The following is a 23,810-nucleotide window of genomic DNA, read 5'->3' as shown; positions in this document are numbered from 1 at the left end:
AAATGAACATTCTCGTTAAGATCATTGCAGACAAATTCAAGGAAGTTGAATTAAAAAAAACACTTATCCCGGTTTCACAACTGAAGAGTTCGGTTTTATTCGACAGGAAATGTATTTCTCTGGCTGAAAATTTAAAAACCGGCAGCGGAATTATTGCAGAACATAAAAGAAGGTCACCTTCTAAATCTGTTATTAATCAGAGCCTGAATGTTCAAGATGTGGCTAAAGGCTATGAAGATGCCGATGTTTCTGGAATTTCTGTGCTTACCGACGGGAAGTATTTTGGCGGTTCACTTGATGACCTTTTATATGCCCGGGCATCGGTCGACCTTCCCATTTTAAGGAAAGATTTTATGATAGATGAATATCAGATACTTGAAGCAAAAGCTTATGGTGCCGATGTCATACTTTTAATTGCCGCGGTTCTGACTGAAGAACAACTGATTCATTTGGCGAATTCAGCAAAATCTATTGGTATGGATGTTTTGCTGGAAGTTCATAACGAAGAAGAATTGAAGAAATCTTTAAACGTGAATGCCGATATGATTGGGGTGAACAATAGAAACTTAAAGACCTTTGAAGTTAGTATTGATAATTCTAAAAAACTGGCTAAGTTAATTCCGGACGCATTTGTAAAAGTTTCAGAAAGCGGAATCAGCAATACCGAAGCCATAGCAGATCTTAAGAACTATGGTTATGAAGGCTTTTTGATAGGAGAAAACTTCATGAAAACTGATGATCCCGGTGCATCGGCCAAAGAATTTATTAGAACCTTAAAATCTATCGTATAAATGGAAGAGAAAAGTATGAAAGAGAATAGTCTTTTCATTTCAGCTTCGGGTCAAAGCCTGGGACTGAGTCTCAAAGTTTGTGGAATGCAGCAGGCCGGGAACATGATTCAGGTTGCCGAGCTTAAGCCAGACTATATGGGTTTCATTTTTTATGATAAATCCCCTCGCTATTTTAATGATGAACTTCCTGAAATTCCTTCAGAAATAAAGAAAACGGGAGTTTTTGTGAATGCTACTATCGAAGAGATCACCGCTAAAGTTTCAAAATATAATTTAAAAGCGGTACAGCTTCACGGTGAGGAAACTGCTGCTTTTTGTAAGGATCTTAAGGCTGAGCTTCAGCGTAAAGAAAATGTACCAGAAATGATCAAGGTATTTTCAGTTGGGGACGAATTCAATTTTCAGGAAATTAAGCCATATGAGGGCATCGTGGATTATTTTCTTTTCGATACCAAAGGTATTTTCCGGGGAGGAAATGGAACCGAATTTAACTGGCAGATATTAAAAGAATACCCGTCCAGTACTCCATTTTTTCTAAGTGGAGGAATTGGACCGGAACATGGCAAGGCCATTGCCGAACTAAAGAGTTATTTTTACCAGAAAGGTAAGCCGGATCTGCTCTACGCTGTTGATGTGAACAGTAAATTTGAGTTGAAACCCGGATTAAAAAAATTAAAGGAATTGAAAGATTTCAAAAAACAGATAAATTCATAAGATGAGCTATCAGGTTGATGAAAAAGGATATTATGGAGAATTTGGCGGTGCCTACATTCCCGAAATGTTGTATCCGAATGTTCTGGAATTGCGTTCGCGCTACCTGGACATTATGAAAGAAGAGTCTTTTCAGAAAGAATTCAAAGAGCTTTTAAGAGAATATGTGGGTCGCCCCACTCCTCTTTATTATGCGAAAAGATTCAGTGAGAAATATGAAACAAAGGTTTATTTAAAACGTGAAGATCTTTGCCATACGGGCGCGCATAAAGTGAACAACACTATCGGGCAGATCCTTATGGCGCAGAAACTGGGTAAAAAACGAATCATTGCTGAAACCGGAGCCGGACAGCATGGTGTTGCTACAGCCACTGTTTGCGCACTAATGGGGATGGAATGCATCGTTTATATGGGCGAGATCGATATAGACAGGCAGGCGCCTAACGTTGCCCGAATGAAAATGTTGGGTGCTAAAGTGGTTCCGGCCAAATCTGGCAGCCGAACCTTAAAGGACGCCACCAACGAAGCTATCCGCGACTGGATCAATAACCCGGTGGATACCCATTACATCATTGGTTCTGTAGTTGGACCGCACCCTTATCCAGATATGGTTGCCAGATTTCAGGCGGTGATCTCTGAAGAAATAAAAGTTCAGCTTAAAGAAAAAGAAGGTAAAGAAGACCCGGATTACGTTGTTGCTTGTGTGGGTGGTGGATCTAATGCTGCTGGAGCTTATTATCATTACCTGGATAATCCTGAAGTTGGAATTATCGCGGTGGAAGCTGCCGGAAAAGGAATAGATTCTGGCGAAAGCGCGGCAACCTCAGCACTTGGAAAAATGGGAATCATCCACGGAAGTAAAACCTTACTGATGCAGACGGGAGATGGCCAGATCACTGAGCCTTACTCTATTTCTGCCGGATTGGATTACCCTGGAGTTGGACCTATGCATGCGAACCTATTTACCAGCGGAAGAGGAGAGTTCATCAGTATTACCGATGAAGCCGCCATGGAAGCCGGACTGGAACTGGCAAAACTGGAAGGAATTATTCCCGCTATTGAAACCTCTCATGCTTTGGCGATCTTTAAGGATCGAAAGTTCAAAGAAGATGATGTGGTCGTGATTAACCTTTCTGGTCGCGGGGACAAAGACCTTAATACATATATTGAATATTTTAATTTATAATAGACGTCACGCTGAACTCGTTTCAGCGTCTCTAAAGATTCTGAAACGAGTTCAGAATGACGGATTTTTAAGTAAGCAGAGAAAATGAACAGAATAAATCAAAAACTGCAGGAAGATCATAAACTGCTATCCATATATTTCACAGCCGGATTTCCGAATATTAATGATACCGAAAAGGTGATCGTAGACCTTGAAAAGAGCGGTGTGGATTTCATTGAAATAGGACTACCTTTCAGTGACCCGCTGGCTGATGGACCAACCATTCAGGAGAGTTCAACTAAGGCCCTGAAAAATGGAATGACTACTACAAAATTGTTTCAGCAATTAGACGGGATACGAGATAAAGTGGAAATTCCGCTTATCATTATGGGTTATTTCAATCCAATCCTGCAATATGGCGTAGAAGATTTCTGTAAAAAATGCCAGTCGGTTGGAATCGACGGACTCATCATCCCCGATCTCCCTGTAGATGTTTATCATGAAAAGTACCAGAAATTATTCGAGAAATATGGGCTTATCAATGTATTTCTTATAACTCCTCAAACTTCAGATAAGCGCATTAGATTCATCGATTCAATTTCCAATGGCTTTATCTATATGGTGAGCAGTGCGAGCGTTACAGGCTCTACCAGCGGATTTGGAGAAGAGACCAGGGCCTATTTTAAAAGGATAAATGATCTTCAGCTTAAAAACCCACAAATAGTAGGCTTCGGAATAAAAGACAGCGAAACTTTTGATCAGGCAACTGAATTTGCCAAGGGAGCGATCATTGGTAGTGCTTTTATTAAGTATGTTGAGAAGAATGGAGTCTCAAATATTCCCGGATTCATCGAGAATGTTAAAGCTTTAACCTAATTGTAACAGGCTCTTAGCAGCTTTTAAGACTACTTCTGCCTATATTAGAGTAAATCTTAAAAACTATAATTATGGGAGGACCAATTGAAGATAAGCACAAAGGAAAAACAGACCGAAGAAAAAGCGAAAACGATCCATTAACAGGTGATCTCGGTGATAGAAAGAAACAAACCAACGAAGTGGATTTTGACGAGAAAACCATTAAGGATCAACAGAACAAAAAATAGTTAATGGGAAAAGGTGATAAAAAAACCAAAAGAGGAAAAATTGCAATTGGCACCAGTGGTAAGTTAAGACCTAAACGTAAAAAGTTTAAAATAAAACCGACTACCCTGGCAGACCAGGACAAGAAAGAATTGCAATGATCTAGAAAAATTCTCTATACTGAAGAACCCTGAAATCAATAGTATTGAATTCAGGGTTTTTCTTTTTTAATTCTTTATACAGAAGTGAACTTCCAACTGCAATATTAGCTGCTCCAGATGGCGCGATTAGCGAAACTGTTTTGATCAATCTTCCATCTAATAAGAACTGGTGAATTCTGGGAGCTTTATTCGAAACAACTTTTAGCCTGATATCGTGTTCAGACTCTTTAAGGTATTTCCTGAAAAAATATTCCGGACCATTCTTTGAGTTTCCACCGGTAAAAAGCAAAATATCAACTTTAGGATGATTTCTCAAAATAGAGATCATATCCCGTAGTTCTACCTTCTGCATTCCAATATCTGAAGCATCTATCTTTTCTCTCCTGCTGCTTTCTACCACATCACAAATCCCAATCCCTCTTTCAATTAAAAAATCCTTTCGCTGCTGAATAGCTTCCTGGGTATTTTCAAATTTTAGTTCAAGATCGAAAATTCTGTCCAGGATGATCCATAATTGCCCATCGCGGCTGCCATAGCAAAAATCAACGTCATCTTCCTTGAATTCCCTTTTGGTGAATCGAGGTGGTGGCAGCGTACCCACGACTAATTTGGTCGCCGTTTCTGGTATAAATGGTGGATATGGATGTTTATGATGGAAGAGGACCAAAGCAGATGTAAATTTTGGGTTTTCACGTCATGCTGAATTTATTTCAGCATCTCAGAGATCCTGAAACTCCCGAGGCTTCGGGACAGGATGACGAGATTCTAACGGATAAAAGTCGGTTCATTTTCTTTCTCAGTATGCTCCTGACTAAAACGATAACCATCATAATCAAAGCCTTTTACATCATCTAAAGTTTTACAATCTTTATCGATGATATAGCGAACCATGGATCCACGTGCTTTCTTAGCGAAGAAACTAATGATCTTTAATTTACCATTCTTGAAATCCTTGAAGACAGGAGCAATTACCGGAACCTTAAGTTTTTTAGTATCTACAGCTTTGAAGTATTCGTTACTAGCCAGGTTCAGAAATAACTCATCATCTGCTAATTCATTATTCAGATATTCTGTCACCTTCTTTTTCCAGACTTCGTAGAGGTTATCCTTTCTTTCGATCCCAATAGATGTTCCCATCTCCAGGCGATAAGGCTGAATAAGATCCAAAGGCCTCAAAATACCATACATACCGGAGAGGATCCTTAGGGTATCCTGCACTTTATCTATCTTATCTGTTGGTATGGTATAAGCATCCAGACCAGTGTATACATCTCCATTGAAAGCATACATGGCAGGACGGGAATTCTTTTTATCATGATCTTCCTCAAATTCCTGATAACGGGAATAATTAAGATCTGCCAGCTTATCACTGATGCTCATTAATTCTGAAATCTCCTTCTTGCTTTGTCTGGCAAGTTTACGATTCAGCTTGGCAGCTGTTTCCAGAAATTCGGGTTGAGTTCCTCGTGTAGTTGGTAATTTTGATTCATAATCCAGCGTTTTCGCTGGCGAAACAACAATTTTCATTTCTTTTCGGTTAATTTTCTACCAAAGATAACCTATCAGTCGAAAAACTGAAAAATACCTGAAATTTGTTTCTTATGAATCTATAGAAGCCTTTTATGCTAAAGGTCTTCCAGCTGATTTTTGGCATATCCCCGCCATTTTTCAATACAATCTACCATATCTTGAGGCAGATCTGTATCAAAGCTCATCCACTCCCCTGTTTTTGGATGCTCAAAGCCCAGAGTTTTGGCATGCAGCGCCTGTCTTGGAAGTATCTTAAAGCAATTGTCTACGAACTGTTTGTACTTGGTGAAAGTTGTCCCCTTCAGGATCTTGTCACCGCCATAACGCTCATCATTAAAAAGGGTGTGCCCGATATGCTTCATATGCACACGAATCTGGTGAGTTCTACCTGTTTCCAGTTTACAGGAAACAAGGGTTACATAACCCAGACGTTCGATCACTTTATAATGGGTAACCGCCGGCTTTCCATTATCGGCATCGTCACCATAATAAACTATGTTCTGAAGCCTGTTCTTAGGATTTCTACCAATATTACCTTCAATGGTTCCTTCTTCTTCCGCAATATTTCCCCAGGCGATCGCTACATATTCACGCTCACTGGTCTTATCGAAAAATTGCTTGGAAAGATGCGCCATGGCCTCTTCTGTCTTAGCAACCACAAGAAGTCCGCTGGTATCTTTATCGATCCTATGAACAAGTCCGGGACGGTCACTGCTATTATTCGGCAGGTTATCAAAATGATGCACCAAGGCGTTGATAAGGGTTCCGCTATAGTTACCATGACCGGGATGTACCACCATGCCGGCAGGCTTATTTACCACTAGCAAAGTATCATCTTCATAAACTATGTCTAACGGAATATCTTCGGGAACCAGTAAATATTCATAAGGAGGATGCTCGAACATCACCTGAACGGTGTCACCACCCTTCACTTTATAATTCTGCTTAACGATCTCTCCATTTACATAGATATTTCCGCTTTTAGCAGCTTTCTGAATTTTATTACGCGTGGCATTTTCGATGAAATTCATCAAATACTTATCCACTCTTAAAGGCTTCTGCCCTACTTCAGCTACAAATTTATGATGCTCATAAAGACTTTCATCCTCATCCTGATCCTCGATCTCTTCCCTCTGGTCTTTATTAGAATTCATCTACTTCGCTTTCGGTTTCGGTCTCTGTTTCCAGAGTATCTGCATCACTATTTCTATATCTTCCTGTACTGCCGTCTCCCAGAACCAGGTCAATCTTAGAAGTTTTCATCAATTTATCTCCCGGTTTTACCAGGCTTCCTTTATGTCTTAGTTCTAAAACGGCATCCTCAGCGATATCTGGCTTATAGGTGATCTCACCAATTTCAAATCCAAGAGATCTTAAAGTTGGTTCTACCTGTCTCCTGGTCTTTCTAATAAGGTTATTAGGAACTTCAATTTTTCTATATCCTGAAGGGTTCAAGGTTAGGTAGATCTTTCGGTCTTCCTTCACAAATTTACCTGGAGCAGGTACCTGGTCTATTACAGAATATCTAGGAAAATCAGGATTAAAATTAGCCGAATCCAGTATCTCATAAGCAAGGTCCAGTTCTTCCAGCCTGTCTTCAACGACATCAAGATTCATTTTAGCAAGGTCTGGAACCTCTATTCTTTGGTCCTGGTTGGTAGAATAATCCAGCCATTGCATGGTGAAGAATCCTATAATTACCAATATGATTCCTGCCAATACCAATTGAATTAAAAAGGTCTTGCTAAATATAAATCGAAATAATCCCATAGTTTTTAGATAATGCGCAAAGATATAAAACCCTTTGGTTTTGGTGACTGCCCTTTTAAGTGATATTTTTGTTTAACGACTTCTAACCGGATATATTGAATATGAAGAAAAAAATTGCCATCGCCATGGGCGGATATTCCAGTGAATATCACATTTCCATCAACAGCGGAAATATTGTTTATAAACACCTTGACCGCGAAAAATATGAGCCATATCGCGTTCATATTCTTAAAGGCGAATGGTTCGTAGTGGCAGATGACGACACTCCTTACCCGATCAATAAAAGCAATTTTACGGTTAAGATCCATGATAAAGTAATTCAGTTTGATTGTGTTTTTAATACGATTCATGGGACTCCCGGAGAAAATGGCCTTTTACAGGCATATTTAGAATTGATAGGGATTCCGCAGACCAGCTGTGATTATTATCAGTCTGCCCTTACTTTCAACAAAAGGGATCTTATTAGCGTGCTAAGACCCTACGGAATAAAGGCTGCCACAAATTATTTTCTGAATAAAGGGGAGGAAATCGATACCAAAGAGATCGTGAATAAAGTTGGTCTTCCTTGCTTTATCAAAGCGAATCGAGCTGGCAGCAGTTTTGGAGTCACTAAGGTAAAGACCGAAGAGGAAATTATTCCCGCGGCAAAAACCGCCTTTTCTGAAGATGATGAAGCGATCATTGAATCTTTCCTGGACGGAACTGAAGTCTCTGTTGGTGTAATTACCTATAAGGGAGAAGTCATCGCTCTTCCGGTAACCGAGATTATTCCTGACGGTGAATTCTTCGATTACGAAGCTAAATACCTCGGAAAATCACAGGAGATCACCCCGGCTCGAATTTCTGAAGAGGATACCAAAAAAGTTCAGGATATCGCAGTTATGATCTATCAGAAACTTAAAATGAAAGGATTATCCAGGTCTGAGTTCATCTTCCACGAAGGAGAACCTCATTTCATTGAAATGAATACGAATCCCGGAATCAGCGCAGCGAGTATCTTACCTCAGCAGGCAGAAAAAGCCGGAATAAGCCTGAAGGACTTATTTGGAAGTACCATCGAAGCAGCTCTTAAGCGATAAATAATATTTTCTGATTATCTTTTAAATTCATAACCGATCAAAAACCGCCTGATGAAAAAAGCAGTTTTTCCCGGATCTTTCGATCCACTTACTTTGGGACATACAGATATTATAGACCGTGCCCTTCCTTTATTCGACGAGATCATTCTGGCTATTGGTACAAATTCCAGCAAGAAGTATATGTTTACCCTGGAAGACCGGCTTCATTTTTTGAAAGAAACCTATAAGAATGAACCTAAAGTGAAAGTTGAGACCTATAAAGGACTTACGGTGGATTTTTGTAAATCTCAGGATGCAGGATTTATTCTTCGCGGTTTAAGAAACGGACAGGATCTGGAATTTGAAAAGGCCATTGGCCAAACCAATTATAAAATGTCTGGTATCGAGAGCGTATTTCTGATCTCAAGTTCGGGAAAGGCGCATATTTCCTCTACGGTGGTTAGAGATGTAATGCATCACGGCGGAAATTATGAGTTCATGGTGCCAGATGTGGTAAGGAAAAAATAATCTAACTGTCATTCCGAACGTAGTGAGGAATCTCATCTTGACTTCAACATATTAAAGATCCTTCGCTCTACTGCGTTACGCTCTGGATGACATTACAAATTAAAATTCAGCCTTAAACCTCCAAAGAAATTTCTTGGATTTCCCGGATAATAATATCGTGGGGCCGAACCTCCAAAACCAATAGCGTTGGTCACGATACTGGAAGCATACTTCTCATCCAGAATATTATTGATCCCGAAATTAAAATTGAGATCAAGTTTCCGACTTAAATTCCAGTAATAATCAAGTTTCAGATTTAATAGTTGGTAAGGATCTGTGTATCCCGAATTCGCATCATTCAGAGCCATTTCCCCGAAAGCCTGGAAATTGATATTTGCACTAAGATTTTTATAGCTGAACTCGGTTCCAGGAGAGATCATATATTCAGGCACCCCGGGAATCGTATTTCCGGAATAATTCTCACCCAGGTCCACAAACCTGTCAAACTCGAAAAAGTTGAAACTGCTATTCAGAAAAAACCTCATTACAAGATTACCAGATAAAATTGTTTCATAGGCACTGGTAAATTCTATTCCGTTATGATCTGCCTTTCCTGCATTTACACCTACATATTGATCCTGTCCTACCCTTCTTGCCACCAGTAAATTCCTTATCTGGATAGAATAAAAGTTCAGTTCTGTATAAAGCCTATTATTTAGCCAGTTCCCTTTAAAACCAATTTCGTAATTCCATCCAGTTTCGGTTTTAAGATCGGTATTAATTAGTCCTTCCGGAGTTAAAGTCTCGGCAACGGTTGGTGTGGAAAATCCATGACTGGCCGAAGCGTAGAAGTTTTTCCCTTCAAAAGCTTCATAGCTTAACCCTAATCTGGGGGAAAGAACCGGTTCAAATCTATAATCCCCGGATTGGTTAGTTTCTACAGAATTGAATTTATCATTCAGATTATAAGCAGTGGTATTAAAATTAAGCCCAGCCTCGGCAGATAATTTTGACGTGATCTCAATATTTAATTGCGCGAACAAATTGAGGTAATTTCTATCCTGTTCATTTAGACTCAAGCGATCACCCAATATGCTTCTTCTCTCCTCTGCTTCTTCATAGAGATTTTCATAGGTTCCAGTTTCATAATTTTCGAACATGGTTTCAGCTCCAAAACTTATTTCAGAGGCACGGCTGAAAATCGCCGTTTTATAATTGAACCTGGTCCTGGCTCCGAAAGACTTTCTATCATCATCCAGAATATCAAAAGGCCTTGGCTCATAACCATCTCTGGAATTATAGAATAAGGAAGTTTGATTTTTAAAACTTTCAGAAAAATTATGCTCATAAGAAATACCCAGAATATTCTTGGTGTAAGATTCATAACCCGCAGCCTGATACCAGGTAAATGCCGCTTTTTCAGAATCATTCAGAAAATCATCTTCATTTAAGGAGCTTGGGATATAGGCCTTCAAATTCGTATAAGAGAAGAAGAATGACCAGGAGTTACCTTTTTTATTCAGCAGATTTGCAGAACCCAGCATCGAAATCCTGTCATATTCTCCATTTTCCCTATATCCATCGCTTTTCACCTGGTTATAATTAAAGGAAAGATCAAGGCTGTCTTTCACATAATTAATATTAGCCCTGGTCTTCCGGGTATTAAAACTGCCATAACTGAAATCTGCTACGACCGATCTTTGATCCCTGGTTCGATTTTTTGTGTAAAGGTTTATGGCTCCACCAAGACCGGCACCAAAGGCTGAGGAAACAGGACCCTTAATGATCTCTATCCTGTCTAAATATTCTGGATCAAAATCATCCAGAGTAAGTTCTCCCTCGGCAGTAGTCAACGGAATTCCGTTTATATATGCTTTAATACGATTGGTGCTATATTGAGCCCGGGAACCTATCCCTCGAATATTGATCTTGTTGGTATTCAGTGCTCCCTGGCTTACAAAAACTCCGGGAACATAATTAAAGTTTTGAACCAGGTTGAAATTATCTGTCCGTTTCAGGTCATTTTCTGAAATAAGACTTACAGATGCAGGAATTTTTCTGATTTCCTGGGGAATATTAGAACTTCTTACTATTACTTCAGAAAGCTGGGAAATTTCCCTCTGAAGAAAAATATCGCTTGGTTGTTCATTTTCCTGAAAGCTCTTAATTAAAAACAGGTAACCTATTCTTTTAAATTCAAGTTCAAGCGGAAATTTCACCTCACCGAATTCAAACTTTCCATCTTCATTGGTGAAACTGGTTTTTCCTGAATTCAGGTCTGTTACTTTAACATTCTCAAGCGGTTTTCCCGATTTTTCATCTAAGACGTTCCCTTCGAATTCCTGGGCATAAGAGAAGGTTCCAACAATATTTATAATAAGAAGTAGAATTAGTGATCTTTTCAAAATCTGAGCATTTATGCCGCAATTTTAACCAAAAAATAGGGGATTGAATGACTATTTAGGTATTAATAAAGCGACTTAGCCCGGTTTAACTATCGTTGAGTCCAGAGATAAGCCAATCGTTTTTGGCTGCTTTCAGACTTTTTAGTTAAGTTTACGGCTAGATTTTTAGAAAAATTTATGAAAAAACTGTGGTTGGTATTGGGGATCATGATCAGCCTTTCCTCATGTGATTTCTCAAAATACAGGCTTGTTAAGGATTACGATTTCGAAACCCGTTTTGAAAAATCTGGCGGAACCGAAACAGGCACTTATGCAGAGGTCATTGGTTTTTATCAGCAATTGTCAGATGCCTACCCGAGTGTCACTATTCAGGAATTCGGAGAAACCGATAGCGGTCTTCCTCTGCACCTGGTGATCCTGAATAAAAGCGGTGAACAGGACCTGGAAAAACTGCGCAAATCCCACAGCGTAATGCTTATCAATAACGGTATTCATCCTGGTGAGAGCGATGGTATAGATGCAACGATGATGCTTTTCAGGGATATTGCCGGCGACTCGATCTCTTCTCCAAAAAACACCATTATCGCTACCATCCCTATTTATAATGCTGGAGGGGCACTTAATAGAAATTCCACCAGCAGAACAAACCAGAATGGACCTAAAGAATACGGCTTCCGTGGGAATGCCCGTAACTATGATCTCAATCGTGACTTTATAAAGGCTGATACCAAAAATGCACAGACGTTCTACGAAATTTTTCATTATCTGAATCCCGATGTTTTTATTGACAATCACGTAAGTAATGGAGCAGATTATCAATATACCCTGACCCATTTATTTACACAGCACGATAAACTAGGTGGCAACCTGGGAGCTTATGTTCAGAAGAAAATGATGCCCGCCCTCGAAGATTCGCTTAAAGCTAAGGATTGGGATATCACGCCATATGTAAATGTCTTTAATGAAGTGCCAGAAGATGGCTTCTCCCAATTTATGGATACTCCAAGGTACTCTACAGGTTATACTACCCTTTGGAACACGCTGGGCATGATGGTGGAAACCCATATGCTAAAGCCTTATGATAAACGCGTTATGGGAACCTATGAGCTAATGAAATCCATGATAAAAATTACCGATGCCGAAAGCTCGGTTATCAAAGACCTTAGAAACCAGGCCAGGCGAAAATATCTTACAGATAGAAGCTATAACCTGAAATTCGAGGTGGATGAAGAGAATCCAACAAAGAGAGAATTCAAAGGTTATGAGAACGAAAATATTACCAGTGAGGTTACCGGGCAGCAACGATTAAAATACAAACGCGACAAACCTTTTACTGAAGAAATAGACTATTTCGACAATTATAAAGTTTCTCAGGAGATAGAGATTCCACGTGCCTATATCATCCCGCAGGGTTGGTGGCAGGTGGTGAACCGTCTGAAAATGAACAACATTAAAATGGAACCTCTGGAAAGAGATACTCTTATTGAAGTTGAAGTCTATAAGATTGAGGAATATGAAACTTCAGAAACGGCGTACGAAGGGCATTATGTGCATAAGAACACCCAGGTTACCAAAACCTCTGAAAAAGTAAAATTCAGAAAAGGAGATCATTTAATTACCACTTTTCAGGATGGAGCAAGATATTTAATTGAAACCCTGGAGCCATCTGCAGTAGATTCCTTCTTTAACTGGAATTTCTTTGACACCGTACTTCAGCAAAAAGAAGGATTTTCTCCTTACGTATTTGAAGATGAAGCTAAAGAAATGCTTGAAAACAACCCGGAATTAAAGAAAGAATTCGACGAAAAGAAACGCCAGGATTCCGATTTCAGAAATAGCTGGTATGCACAATTAGATTGGTTGCATAAAAGATCTGAGAACTACGAGGAGGCGCATCTACGCTACCCGGTCTTCAGACTTCCCCGCTAAGTATTTTTCTGGAAATAGCATTTTAATATTAGCATAGGACTTTTTGAGAGCTTTCTGGCTTTTCTCAAAATTCTTCCATTTTGCCTTTTTGATACCTTCACTCAATTCTGGAACGAGATCACCATCATATTCGGTGTACATTTCATACCAGTAGGTCTCTTTAAGCTTTAATTTTCCTTTTCTTTTGAAAACATGGTAGGTCCTGGTGATAAAACGTTTGATCTCAAGATCCTGAACTCCTGTCTCCTCTTCTACCTCTCTTATAGCTGAATCCTCGATACTTTCGTTCTTCTCGGTCTTCCCTTTTGGCAGGTCCCAGCGGTGGTTCCTGTAGATAAATAAGATCTCTTCCTTATCATTTACCACCATTCCACCAGCTGCAGTTACCACTTTCATCTTTTTCAGCAGGAGCTTTAAAAGTTTAGTCTCATCTGCATGGTAGAGATTTACGTACATTAATTCTCCATTAAGGATCTTCTTGATAACTTTTTTAAGACGAACTGTCTTTAACGGGAAAGATGTATATTTTTCCCCAATTTCTTTCTGCGTGGAAACGATTATGGGAATATCATTCACAAAAACTTTATACATTTGCAGCTATGATTTTGAATAAAGAAACAGCAAAAAAGACTGCTGAGCTTTTGTTGCAAATTAAAGCAATAAAATTAGAACCACAACAACCTTTTACCTGGGCCAGCGGTTGGAAGTCTCCGATATACTGTGATAACAGGATCATTCTGTCATATCCTGTGATAAGAAATTACGTGAGGGAGAATTTCGCCAGACAGATCGAGGAAAAATATGGGAAACCAGATGTGATCGCAGCAGTGGCAACGGGTGCCATAGGAATTGGTATGCTCGTAGCCGAATATTTAAGCCTTCCATTTGCCTATGTTAGACCTGAGCCAAAAGGTCATGGCAGACAAAACCAGATCGAAGGTAATCTGGAAGAAGGTCAGACCGTAGTGGTCATCGAAGATCTTATTAGTACCGGAAACAGCAGCCTTAATGCGGTGAAAGCTTTAAAAGAGGCCGGCGCCAATGTTAAAGGCATGTTCGCCATCTTTACCTATGGTTTTGATACCTCGGTAGAAAACTTCAAAGATCTTGAGGTAGAACTTCATACTCTTAGCGACTACGAAAACCTGATCGAGACAGCACAGAACACAAATTATATCAATACAGAAGAAGCAGCGATACTCCGCAAATGGAGAGAAGATCCTGCCAACTGGAAACCGTAAATATGAAATTAGAAAGCCCAAAGGTAACCGCCGAAAAGGACCAGCAGGAATTATATACGTTTTTGACCAATGTTGAAAACTATGAGCAGATAATGCCTAGCAGTAAAGAAAAGTTCGAAGTCATTTCTGAAGACTCTTTTCTTTTTCAACTTAAAGGAATGCCTGAAATTAGATTGAAAATTGTTGAGACCAAAGAGCCGGAATTAGTAGTTCTTGGATCAACTTCAGATAAATTCCCTTTTAAACTGAACACTCATATCGCTGACGCCGGAGCAGGCAAAAGCGAAGTGGACATGGATTTTGAAGGAAACTTTAACCCCATGATGAGCATGATGATCAAAGGACCATTGAAGAAATTCATCACTGCCCTTACCGAAAATATTGGTAAACTTTAATTTTTTACCATTTAGTTCAAAGCCGGAAATTCCCGGCTTTTTTATTTAATAAAGTAACTGAATCTCCTTAAGGTCATAAGTTTTAAATACGGCGTCCTCTATTTCCAGGTTCAATTTACCTTCAGTAGTAACTCCCCTAATAATCCCATTAAATTTATCTCCCTCTTTAGATAGAAATGCGGAAACAACATTAAGACGGAACATGTTCTTAGCATATTCTTCCAGGATCTCAGTGCTATTCCTGTAAGGTAACTCCTTCAGTTTTGTTTCAATTTTCAAGATGAGATTTTCCAGAATGTCATCAATATTATAATTCTGGCCGGTTATACTTTTCAGGGAACCCGCTTGGGGTAATCCTTCAAAATCTGTTTGATTTACATTGAGCCCAATCCCGATCACGCTGGCTACTATCCCTTCGGTTTTTACGATATTTTCGATCAGGATGCCACCGATCTTCTTTTTTGCTGACAGAATGTCGTTAGGCCATTTCACCTTCAGGTCTGATATATTCAGCCCTTGTAATCCTTCCAAAACAGCCAGAGCAACGGTAGCACTTAACAGGAAATGTCTGGAAATATTTAATTTTTTCTGAGGATACAGTATGCTGAAAGTTAGGTTCTCCCCTGCTTTGCTGAGCCAATCAGACCCGCGCTGACCTCTACCGGCGGTCTGGGTAACCGCTCTTACGCAAACAGGTTCAAAATCTTTACCTCCCTCGTAAAATTTACGAACAAAGGAATTAGTACTATCAATGGCATTAACTTTGATTATACGCATATAAAAGTATAAGAGATAAGGCGTTAAATCTTCTGCAAACAATCTCTTTAAAAGAGCAAAAAATGATAAATTTGCGTAAATAAATTAATTTAATGTCGAAAAAGGAAAAAAACAGCGATCAACTTATTGCACAAATTATAAAAGGGATAGAGGAAGTTAAAGGTAATGATATTGATATCCTGGACCTTAGAGAAATAGAAAACACAGTTTGCGATTATTTTATAATCTGCAATGGTACTTCCAATACACAGGTTAACGCCATAGTCAATTCCATACAAAAAACAGTTAGTAAAAGCCTGAAAGACAAACCCTGGCATATCGAGGGTAGTGAAAATGCAGAATGGGTGCTTATGGACTACGTAAACGTTGTTGTTCACGTATTCCAGAAGCATATCAGGGAATTTTACGATATTGAGAGCCTATGGGGTGATGCAAAGATCACTTCCATAGAAACAAGTTATTAAATCCAAATCATTAGAAAGACAGAATGGCGAATCAAAAACCAAAGAAAAAATTAGATCCCAAAAAGCCCAAATTTAGTGCCTACTGGATTTATGCTGCGATCATTATAATATTTTTAGGCCTGAATTTGTTTGGTGATGGAGGTTTTTCTGAACCTGCCAAAACAAATCCTGCTGAATTCAAGGAATATCTTCGTAATGGTGATGTGAAGAAAGTTGAGATCATCAACCGTAATGTTGCCAGGGTTTTTCTTACCGAAGAAGCCAAGCAGAAAGATATACATAGGAAAAATATAGACCAGGAATTTCTACCAACCGGTGAAACTCCTACTTATAGCTTCCAGTTTGGTGATCTTCAGAATTTTGAAGATGACATCCAGGAAATCAAAGAAGAGAATAACCTTACTACTGAAGTATCCTATGACACTTCGAGTGATGTTTTAGGCGATCTTTTCTGGGCTTTACTTCCCTTCATTCTTATCATTGGAGTTTGGATCTTTATCATGAGAAAAATGAGCTCTGGTGCCGGAGGTGGCGCAGGAGGACAGATCTTCAATATAGGTAAATCCAAAGCGAAACTATTTGACCAGAATACCGATGTTAAAACATCTTTTAAAGATGTTGCCGGCCTGGAAGGAGCCAAAGAAGAGGTACAGGAGATCGTAGACTTCCTGAAACAACCTGAAAAATATACCGCCCTTGGTGGTAAGATCCCTAAAGGAGCCCTTTTAGTAGGACCTCCTGGAACAGGTAAAACCTTATTAGCGAAAGCCGTTGCTGGAGAAGCCAAAGTTCCTTTCTTCTCATTATCAGGATCAGATTTCGTGGAAATGTTTGTTGGAGTTGGTGCTTCCAGAGTACGTGACCTATTTAAACAGGCAAAAGAAAAATCCCCTTCCATCATTTTCATCGATGAGATCGATGCTATTGGTAGAGCTAGAGGTAAAAGCAATTTCTCAGGTTCTAATGATGAACGTGAAAATACGCTAAACCAGTTATTAACAGAAATGGATGGTTTTGGAACGAACACAAATGTAATTGTGATCGCTGCAACTAACCGTGCAGACGTACTGGATAAAGCCTTGATGAGAGCTGGACGTTTTGACAGGCAGATCTATGTAGATCTTCCAGATCTTAACGAAAGAAAAGAAATATTTGAAGTTCATTTGGCTCCTTTAAAGAAGGTAGCAGATGAGTTAGATACTGAATTCCTTGCTAAACAAACACCAGGATTCTCTGGAGCAGATATTGCCAATGTTTGTAACGAAGCCGCGCTTATCGCTGCAAGAAAAGGAAATAAAGCGGTTGGAAAACAGGATTTCCTTGATGCCGTTGATAGAATTGTTGGTGGACTTGAAAAAAAGAACAAGATCATTACTCCTTCTGAAAAGAAAGCCATCGCATTTCACGAGGCAGGTCACGCAACCGTAAGCTGGATGCTGGAGCATGCCGCACCGCTGGTAAAAGTTACTATCGTACCACGTGGACAGTCTCTTGGAGCTGCATGGTATCTTCCAGAAGAAAGATTGATCGTTAGACCAGAGCAGATGCTGGACGAAATGTGTGCTGCGCTTGGTGGTCGTGCTGCAGAGAAAGTAATATTCAATAAGATCTCTACAGGAGCCCTTAGTGACCTTGAAAAGGTTACAAAGCAAGCCAGAGCTATGGTTACCATTTATGGTCTTAACGATGCGGTAGGAAACCTTACTTATTACGATTCTTCGGGACAAAGTGAATATAATTTCACCAAACCATACAGTGAAAAAACTTCAGAATTGATCGACAAAGAGATCTCTAATCTTATTGAAGAACAATATAGAAGAGCTCTCGATCTATTAGAGCATAACAAAGATAAACTTACCCAGCTGGCTGAAATTCTTCTGGACAAGGAGGTAATATTCAAAGATGACCTTGAAAAGATCTTCGGAAAAAGACCTTTCGAAAAAGAAAAAGCTGAAGGAAGACCTGTTAAGGAGAAGAACAAACTCCACAAAGAGGACGAAAACGGCCAGGAATCCAAGGCATCTAAAGGAAAAGATACTGACGAAGAAGGAGAATTAACCGAAAACGATTCGGTTAATAAGTAGTGTAGAAGTTGAAGTAAAAAATCTGAAATTGAACATTAGTTAATTTCAGATTTTTTAACTTTGATAAAATGACAGTTAGAATCACACCCAAAACCCTATGAATCTATTCAAAAGGTTTCTTAATCCCAAGGCGAAAGCAGATCAGGATCAGGATGTCCCTGAGAAAGCTGACCGGGGGAAATATATGCCGGAGGTTAAACTACCTACCGACGAGCGTTTTATGCTCAATTTTAAAAATAACGGCGGTAAATTCTTATACTGTGTAGATGAAGCTGAAATTCAGGAAGCTTTCGACAATATCTTGTTGGAAAATGACTGGTATGAGAAACAATGTTGTTGTTTCGATGAAAAATTAAAAAGTAAATTTAAAGGTTTCAACCTGGATTTTAATAAATCGGCAGACGCTGAATTTTATTTATCTACCTGTGAATTTCTCGTAGCCAATGATGGCTCTATTTTAATTTCCTCAAACCAGATCAAAGAAAGAAAACTTCACGAACTTCCTTCGAACTTCATTATTTTATCCTCTACAAGCCAGCTGATAGACAATATTGGCGAAGGCCTAAGAGGAATTAAATTCAAGAACAGACAGCAAATTCCTTCCAATATCACCACGATCAAAAATTTTGAAACTCAAAAAGAGGGTGATTTCATGAGTTATGGAAGTAGTACAAAAAACCTATATTTGCTTCTGCTGGAAGATCTGTAATTTATGAGGGAAACCATTATTCGTGCTATTTCAGGATTGTTGTATATATCCATATTGGTCGCTTCAATTCTGTCTTCCGAAGTTATTTTTATTGTACTATTCTATCTTCTAAGCCTTGTTTGTCTTGTTGAGATGCAGAAACTGCTAAGATTAAAAAGCTACGCGCTTTATCTTTTGCAAGCTCTTCTTTTCTATCTTTTCAGCTTCCTGAAGTTTAATCAGGATGCCACAATACTATTATTATTCATTACGATCTTTGTAAACCTTTTTCTAGTCAAGGATCTTATTGTGATAAAAAAGATCCCCGTCTTCGAGAAGAAAAAGTATATCATAATCATATTCTATTTAATATCCTCAACCATTTTTCTAACGCTCATACCAACCATAGAAGGCGTTTTTATCCCGAAACTGGTAATTGGAATATTTTTCCTGATCTGGACTAATGATACTTTTGCTTATCTAATTGGCAAGAATTTTGGAAAAACCAAGCTCTATGAAAAAATATCCCCGAACAAAACTATTGAAGGTTTTGTTGGCGGACTGGTATTTAGCGTTCTAATGAGTTATGGGATATGGTATTACACCAACTTCTTAACCATGTGGTCCTGGCTGGGAATGGCTATTATTCTAAGTATTTTCGGAACACTTGGGGACCTTATTCAATCTAAATTCAAACGACAGGCAGGAGTTAAAGACAGCGGGAAACTGATGCCGGGACACGGCGGATTGTTTGATAGGTTAGATAGTATTATCTTTGCAAGCCCGTTTGTTTATGCCTATTTATATATATTAAATTATGTTTCATAAAGAAGGATACAAAATAATGACGATCACTGCGCTCATTTTGATCGCAATAAACATCGTAACCTACAGTCTGATAAATACTTACTGGGTAAAGTTTGCTATTTTTGCTGTATCTATCGTATTTTTTCTTTTGATCATTCAGTTTTTCAGAAATCCAAAAAGAGAAACGAAGCATAACAATAATCATATCGTCGCTCCTGTAGATGGAAAAGTAGTAGTGATCGAAGAGGTTTACGAAAAAGAATATTTTAAAGATAAGAGACTGCAAATTTCAATCTTTATGTCACCAATAAATGTGCATGTAACACGCCATCCTGTGGGTGGTAAGGTGACATTTAGCAAATATCACCCCGGGAAATTCCTGGTCGCATGGCATCCAAAGTCCAGCGAAGAAAATGAAAGAACTACGGTGGTGGTTAAGAATGAAGTCGCAGGAGAGATCATGTATCGCCAGATAGCTGGCGCCTTGGCCAAAAGAATCGTAAATTACGCTGAAGTTGATACTGAGGTAGTTCAGGGAAGTGACAGTGGATTTATAAAATTTGGTAGCCGTGTAGATGTATTTGTTCCCCTGGGAACAAAAGTGAATGTTGAGATTAACCAAAAAGTAAAAGGAGGCGTTAGTGTGATCGCTGATGTCGCCTCATAATTATTTATGATGGCACAAGAAAATTCAAAATTTCTAAAAGCCTATGATATGGCGAGCAGCACCAGTAAGCAGTTCCCGCCAGATGTGCTTTTACACTTTTACGCTCTTTACAAGAGAGCTACCGAGAAGAACGGATTTTATATCCCGCCAACAGACCAGGGAGATCTTCGAAATGCTTTCAAGATCAATGCACTGGTTCAGGTTAAGGATTTAAGCAAGAAAGAAGCCCAAAAGCGCTACATAGACCTGGTTGAAGAGCATATTGGGGAAATAAAGGATTAAAAAAATATTTCAAATAAAAAAAGAGGACATTTAGTCCTCTTTTTTGTTTCTAAAAGATCTAAGATCCTAGCCCAGGCTTTTCAGACTAGCCTTTAAAGCTTCTATTCTGGCTTCAGCATCGGCCTTCTTTGTTTTTTCTATTTCCACCACTTTCTCTGGGGCATTGTTCACAAATCTTTCGTTAGAAAGCTTCTTGTCTACAGATTTCAGGAAACCTTCAGTATAAGTAAGTTCTTCCTGGATCTTTGCTTTCTCAGCTTCAACATCTATTGCACCAACAATAGGAATAAAGTATTCGTTAGACCTAACTCTAAAAGAAAGAGCACCGTCTACAGAGCTATCTACATATTCCATATTGCCAATATTACCCATTTTGGCGATCACCGAATCAAAGGTCTTAGATGTATTCTCATTATTCAGAATACTCAGATCTATTTCGTTCTTAAAGGAAATATTCTTATCCTTTCTGATCTTTCTAACCCCGGCAATCACTTCTGCTGCATGGGCAAATTCCCTAATTATCTTTTCATCGAAATTCTTCTGTTCAGGCCATTTTGCAACGATCAATGCTTCTTCCGGAGAACGCTCGGTAATTTCCTGCCAGATCTCTTCGGTCACAAATGGCAGAAAAGGATGAAGGATTTTCAGGTTATCCTCAAGGATCGCAATAATTTCTTTAAATGTCTTTGCGTCCATAGGCTCACCATAAGCCGGCTTCACCATTTCCAGGAACCAGCTACAGTAATCATCCCAAACAAGTTTATAAGTAGACATCAATGCATCACTAATTCTGTATTTTGAATAATGATCTTCGATCTCCTCTATTGTTTTCTGAAATTTGGATCTATACCAGTCGATAGCCATTCTGGCAGTTTCGGGTTGGTCGATCTCTTCTGAAATCTCCCATCCTTTTACTAAACGGAAGGCATTCCAAATCTTATTGGTAAAGGCACTACCCTGCTTACAGAGATCCTCATCGAACATAAGGTCGTTTCCGGCAGGTGAACTTAAAAGCATCCCTACTCTTACTCCATCTGCACCGTATTGCTCGATCAAACCAAGCGGGTCTGGTGAATTACCAAGAGATTTCGACATTTTTCGTCTTTGCTTATCCCTTACAATCCCGGTTAGATAAACATTTTTAAATGGTCTTTCTCCTCTATATTCATAACCTGCCATGATCATCCTTGCAACCCAGAAGAATAAGATCTCTGGTGCCGTTACAAGATCGTTGGTAGGATAATAGTATTGTATTTCCTTATTTTCAGGCTCAAGGATTCCATTAAATACGCTCATTGGCCATAACCAAGAAGAGAACCAGGTATCTAAAGCATCCTTATCCTGAGTAAGGTTCGCAGCTCTCAAATCATTATTACCGGTTGCTTTCCTGGCCTTTTCCAGGGCTGCTTCGGCAGTTTCAGCTACTACAAAGTCATTTTTGCCTGAGCCATAATAATAGGCCGGAATCTGGTGTCCCCACCACAATTGACGGGAAATATTCCAGTCACGAACATTCTCCATCCAGTGACGGTAAGTATTCAGGAATTTATCAGGCACAAGATTTATCTCATCTCCAACCACTGCATCCAAAGCTGGCTGAGCCATTTCTTTCATCTTTAGGAACCACTGGTCACTTAGCTTTGGCTCTATTACCGCACCAGTACGCTCGCTGGTTCCAACTTTATTTACATGATCTTCAACTTTATCAAGGAAACCAGATAACTCCAGTTCTTCAACGATTTCAGCTCTAACTACAAAGCGATCTTTACCTTCATAATGCAAACCATATTCGTTCAAGGTCGCATCATCATTAAAGATATCGATCACATCCAGATTATGTTTATCTCCAAGATTCTTATCGTTCTCATCGTGAGCCGGAGTTACCTTTAAACATCCCGTCCCGAATTCCATATCTACATACTCATCTTCAATAATAGGAATGGTTCGGTTGCAAATTGGCACAATAGCCTTCTTACCCTTCAGATGCTCGAATCTTTCGTCGTTAGGATTTATACAAATAGCAGTATCCCCTAAAATCGTCTCCGGCCTGGTAGTGGCAATAGTTAGATATTCATCACTGCCGTCTATTTTATATTTTAAATAGTAAAGCTTACCATTTCTTTCTTCATAATTCACTTCTTCGTCTGAAAGCGTGGTCTTGGCCTGGGGATCCCAGTTTACCATCCGGTAACCACGATATACCAGTCCTTTTTCGTAAAGGTCTACGAATACCTTGATCACAGATTCAGACATTTCCTTATCCATGGTGAACTTAGTACGTTCCCAATCACAGGAAGCTCCAAGTTTCTTTAATTGCTGCAGGATGATACCTCCATGTTTATGGGTCCAGTCCCACGCATGCTGTAGAAATTCGTCACGACTTAGGTCGTTCTTTTCAATTCCTTCTGCCTTAAGTTTGGCAACCACCTTTGCCTCTGTAGCAATAGAAGCATGGTCTGTTCCAGGTACCCAACAGGCATTGTATCCTTTTAAACGCGCACGTCTAACCAGAACATCCTGAATGGTATTATTAAGCATATGTCCCATATGCAGAACACCGGTCACGTTTGGTGGAGGGATCACAATGGTATAAGGCTCTCTCTCATCAACTTCAGAATGAAAATAGTTGTTTTTCATCCAGTAGTCATACCACTTATCCTCTACTTTTTTCGCATTGTATTGTGAAGCAATTGCCATTTCTTGGTCTGATTTTTGAAATAATGGCAAAAGTAATTATTAATGAAGGATTATGAAAGCTGCTGAATTGATATAAATTTTGAGAATTGAATTAATTCAGCTTATCTTTACTATTCCGCTAAATTTTTAAAATATGAAAAAACTAATCGCAATAGCCATTTTTATCTTTGCAGCCGTATCTGTGGCTCAGGCTCAGAAAGTCGCTAAGATGGAATTTAAATCAGAAACTATTGATTATGGTGAAATTAAAAAAGGCAGTGATGGCCTTAGAGTCTTTGAAGTAAAAAACATTGGAGATGCTCCTTTAGTTATCGAAGATGTAAAATCCAGCTGCGGTTGTACCGTACCTAAAAAACCAGATGCTCCAATTATGCCGGGCGAAACTGGTGAGATCCAGGTGAAGTATGACACTAAAAGAGTTGGACCAATAAGAAAGACCGTAACTGTTTATTCAAATTCAGACGAACCAGTAAAAGCATTGAAAATTAAAGGTGCTGTCATTGATACTGACAGTGAGAAAACCGAAAGTTAATTTTTAATGACCTTAAATATTAGAGCCTTCCATATTGGAAGGCTTTTTTTATGCCTATTATCATATTAC

26 protein-coding genes are annotated in these 23,810 nt (G+C 39.1%); 18 read left to right on the top strand and 8 right to left on the bottom strand.

Features of this window, described 5'->3' with window-relative positions; genetic code table 11:
* The first annotated feature begins 2 nt into the window (after positions 1–2).
* The 6 genes from trpC (at position 3) to C8P64_RS12600 (ending at position 3,908) form a co-directional block, all read left to right on the top strand.
* Complete coding sequence (gene trpC / locus C8P64_RS12620) at positions 3–791, top strand: indole-3-glycerol phosphate synthase TrpC (RefSeq protein WP_108172443.1); 789 nt, start codon at positions 3–5, stop codon at positions 789–791.
* Positions 792–1,505 (top strand): phosphoribosylanthranilate isomerase, encoded by a 714-nt coding sequence (locus C8P64_RS12615; RefSeq protein ID WP_108172442.1) that lies wholly within the window; start codon positions 792–794, stop codon positions 1,503–1,505. It abuts the gene before it with no gap.
* 1 nt (position 1,506) lies between these two features.
* A complete protein-coding gene (trpB, locus tag C8P64_RS12610) occupies positions 1,507–2,688 on the top strand; it encodes a tryptophan synthase subunit beta (RefSeq protein WP_108172441.1) in 1,182 nt (393 codons plus the stop codon).
* 84 nt (positions 2,689–2,772) lie between these two features.
* The gene (trpA, locus tag C8P64_RS12605) at positions 2,773–3,543 is read left to right on the top strand and encodes a tryptophan synthase subunit alpha (protein WP_108172440.1); all 771 of its coding nucleotides are present in this window, start codon (positions 2,773–2,775) and stop codon (positions 3,541–3,543) included.
* A 71-nt stretch (positions 3,544–3,614) separates the two neighbouring features.
* Entirely contained in the window at positions 3,615–3,770 is a 156-nt protein-coding gene (locus C8P64_RS16545) for a hypothetical protein (protein ID WP_170106662.1), read from the top strand.
* A 3-nt stretch (positions 3,771–3,773) separates the two neighbouring features.
* Positions 3,774–3,908, top strand: a complete 135-nt coding sequence (locus tag C8P64_RS12600) for a 30S ribosomal protein THX (RefSeq protein WP_089666642.1) — start codon at positions 3,774–3,776, stop codon at positions 3,906–3,908.
* 1 nt (position 3,909) lies between these two features.
* On the opposite strand, the gene C8P64_RS12595 is transcribed toward C8P64_RS12600, so the two are convergent.
* The 4 genes from C8P64_RS12595 to C8P64_RS12580 form a co-directional block, all read right to left on the bottom strand.
* Entirely contained in the window at positions 3,910–4,575 is a 666-nt protein-coding gene (locus tag C8P64_RS12595; protein WP_108172439.1) for a uracil-DNA glycosylase family protein, read from the bottom strand.
* Positions 4,576–4,673: 98 nt separating this feature from the next.
* Positions 4,674–5,435 carry a peroxide stress protein YaaA gene (gene yaaA / locus C8P64_RS12590; RefSeq protein WP_108172438.1) on the bottom strand — a complete coding sequence of 254 codons (762 nt, stop codon included), beginning with the start codon at positions 5,433–5,435 and terminating at the stop codon, positions 4,674–4,676.
* 98 nt (positions 5,436–5,533) lie between these two features.
* On the bottom strand, positions 5,534–6,592 hold the full coding sequence (locus tag C8P64_RS12585) for an RluA family pseudouridine synthase (protein ID WP_108172437.1): 1,059 nt from the start codon (positions 6,590–6,592) through the stop codon (positions 5,534–5,536).
* The gene (locus C8P64_RS12580) at positions 6,582–7,208 is read right to left on the bottom strand and encodes a PASTA domain-containing protein (protein ID WP_108172436.1); all 627 of its coding nucleotides are present in this window, start codon (positions 7,206–7,208) and stop codon (positions 6,582–6,584) included. The genes C8P64_RS12585 and C8P64_RS12580 overlap by 11 nt, the downstream gene beginning before the upstream one ends.
* A 101-nt stretch (positions 7,209–7,309) precedes the next feature.
* On the opposite strand from C8P64_RS12580, the gene C8P64_RS12575 reads away from it, so the two are divergent.
* Together C8P64_RS12575 and coaD are read left to right on the top strand one after the other, a co-directional pair.
* The gene (locus C8P64_RS12575; RefSeq protein WP_108172435.1) at positions 7,310–8,287 is read left to right on the top strand and encodes a D-alanine--D-alanine ligase; all 978 of its coding nucleotides are present in this window, start codon (positions 7,310–7,312) and stop codon (positions 8,285–8,287) included.
* 51 nt (positions 8,288–8,338) lie between these two features.
* On the top strand, positions 8,339–8,794 hold the full coding sequence (gene coaD, locus C8P64_RS12570; RefSeq protein ID WP_108172434.1) for a pantetheine-phosphate adenylyltransferase: 456 nt from the start codon (positions 8,339–8,341) through the stop codon (positions 8,792–8,794).
* 92 nt (positions 8,795–8,886) lie between these two features.
* Here coaD and C8P64_RS12565 read toward each other — a convergent pair whose 3' ends face one another.
* Positions 8,887–11,178: a TonB-dependent receptor gene (locus C8P64_RS12565; protein WP_245889702.1), complete on the bottom strand. Its 2,292-nt coding sequence runs from the start codon at positions 11,176–11,178 to the stop codon at positions 8,887–8,889.
* Between the two features lie 177 nt (positions 11,179–11,355).
* On the opposite strand from C8P64_RS12565, the gene C8P64_RS12560 reads away from it, so the two are divergent.
* Positions 11,356–13,107 (top strand): M14 family metallopeptidase, encoded by a 1,752-nt coding sequence (locus C8P64_RS12560; protein WP_108172433.1) that lies wholly within the window; start codon positions 11,356–11,358, stop codon positions 13,105–13,107.
* Here C8P64_RS12560 and C8P64_RS12555 read toward each other — a convergent pair.
* Positions 13,075–13,698 (bottom strand): NUDIX hydrolase, encoded by a 624-nt coding sequence (locus tag C8P64_RS12555; protein WP_108172432.1) that lies wholly within the window; start codon positions 13,696–13,698, stop codon positions 13,075–13,077. The two genes, C8P64_RS12560 and C8P64_RS12555, sit on opposite strands and share 33 nt — an antisense overlap.
* An 8-nt stretch (positions 13,699–13,706) precedes the next feature.
* Here C8P64_RS12555 and pyrE point away from each other — a divergent pair, with 8 nt between their 5' ends.
* Together pyrE and C8P64_RS12545 are read left to right on the top strand one after the other, a co-directional pair.
* Positions 13,707–14,348: an orotate phosphoribosyltransferase gene (gene pyrE / locus C8P64_RS12550; RefSeq protein ID WP_108172431.1), complete on the top strand. Its 642-nt coding sequence runs from the start codon at positions 13,707–13,709 to the stop codon at positions 14,346–14,348.
* Between the two features lie 2 nt (positions 14,349–14,350).
* Entirely contained in the window at positions 14,351–14,743 is a 393-nt protein-coding gene (locus C8P64_RS12545) for an SRPBCC family protein (protein ID WP_108172955.1), read from the top strand.
* A 45-nt stretch (positions 14,744–14,788) separates the two neighbouring features.
* On the opposite strand, the gene C8P64_RS12540 is transcribed toward C8P64_RS12545, so the two are convergent.
* Complete coding sequence (locus tag C8P64_RS12540; protein WP_108172430.1) at positions 14,789–15,520, bottom strand: biotin--[acetyl-CoA-carboxylase] ligase; 732 nt, start codon at positions 15,518–15,520, stop codon at positions 14,789–14,791.
* 92 nt (positions 15,521–15,612) lie between these two features.
* Here C8P64_RS12540 and rsfS point away from each other — a divergent pair, with 92 nt between their 5' ends.
* The 6 genes from rsfS (at position 15,613) to C8P64_RS12510 (ending at position 20,512) form a co-directional block, all read left to right on the top strand.
* Positions 15,613–15,984 (top strand): ribosome silencing factor, encoded by a 372-nt coding sequence (gene rsfS, locus C8P64_RS12535; protein ID WP_108172429.1) that lies wholly within the window; start codon positions 15,613–15,615, stop codon positions 15,982–15,984.
* 23 nt (positions 15,985–16,007) lie between these two features.
* A complete protein-coding gene (gene ftsH, locus C8P64_RS12530) occupies positions 16,008–18,068 on the top strand; it encodes an ATP-dependent zinc metalloprotease FtsH (RefSeq protein ID WP_108172428.1) in 2,061 nt (686 codons plus the stop codon).
* Positions 18,069–18,165: 97 nt separating this feature from the next.
* Entirely contained in the window at positions 18,166–18,777 is a 612-nt protein-coding gene (locus tag C8P64_RS12525; protein ID WP_108172427.1) for an LUD domain-containing protein, read from the top strand.
* A 3-nt stretch (positions 18,778–18,780) separates the two neighbouring features.
* A complete protein-coding gene (locus tag C8P64_RS12520) occupies positions 18,781–19,584 on the top strand; it encodes a phosphatidate cytidylyltransferase (RefSeq protein ID WP_108172426.1) in 804 nt (267 codons plus the stop codon).
* Complete coding sequence (locus C8P64_RS12515; RefSeq protein ID WP_108172425.1) at positions 19,574–20,230, top strand: phosphatidylserine decarboxylase family protein; 657 nt, start codon at positions 19,574–19,576, stop codon at positions 20,228–20,230. Before C8P64_RS12520 ends, C8P64_RS12515 begins: the two co-directional genes overlap by 11 nt.
* Positions 20,231–20,236: 6 nt before the next feature.
* Positions 20,237–20,512: an acyl-CoA-binding protein gene (locus tag C8P64_RS12510; protein WP_108172424.1), complete on the top strand. Its 276-nt coding sequence runs from the start codon at positions 20,237–20,239 to the stop codon at positions 20,510–20,512.
* A gap of 66 nt (positions 20,513–20,578) precedes the next feature.
* Here the strand turns inward: C8P64_RS12510 and C8P64_RS12505 are convergent, their stop codons facing one another.
* The gene (locus C8P64_RS12505; RefSeq protein ID WP_108172423.1) at positions 20,579–23,209 is read right to left on the bottom strand and encodes a valine--tRNA ligase; all 2,631 of its coding nucleotides are present in this window, start codon (positions 23,207–23,209) and stop codon (positions 20,579–20,581) included.
* A 133-nt stretch (positions 23,210–23,342) separates the two neighbouring features.
* Here C8P64_RS12505 and C8P64_RS12500 point away from each other — a divergent pair, with 133 nt between their 5' ends.
* Positions 23,343–23,741: a DUF1573 domain-containing protein gene (locus C8P64_RS12500; RefSeq protein ID WP_108172422.1), complete on the top strand. Its 399-nt coding sequence runs from the start codon at positions 23,343–23,345 to the stop codon at positions 23,739–23,741.
* The last annotated feature ends 69 nt before the right edge of the window (positions 23,742–23,810 follow it).

The sequence above is a fragment of the Christiangramia gaetbulicola genome, from assembly GCF_003054225.1.
Taxonomy (GTDB): Bacteria; Bacteroidota; Bacteroidia; order Flavobacteriales; family Flavobacteriaceae; genus Christiangramia; species Christiangramia gaetbulicola.
This window is presented reverse-complemented; position numbering and strand designations above follow the sequence as displayed.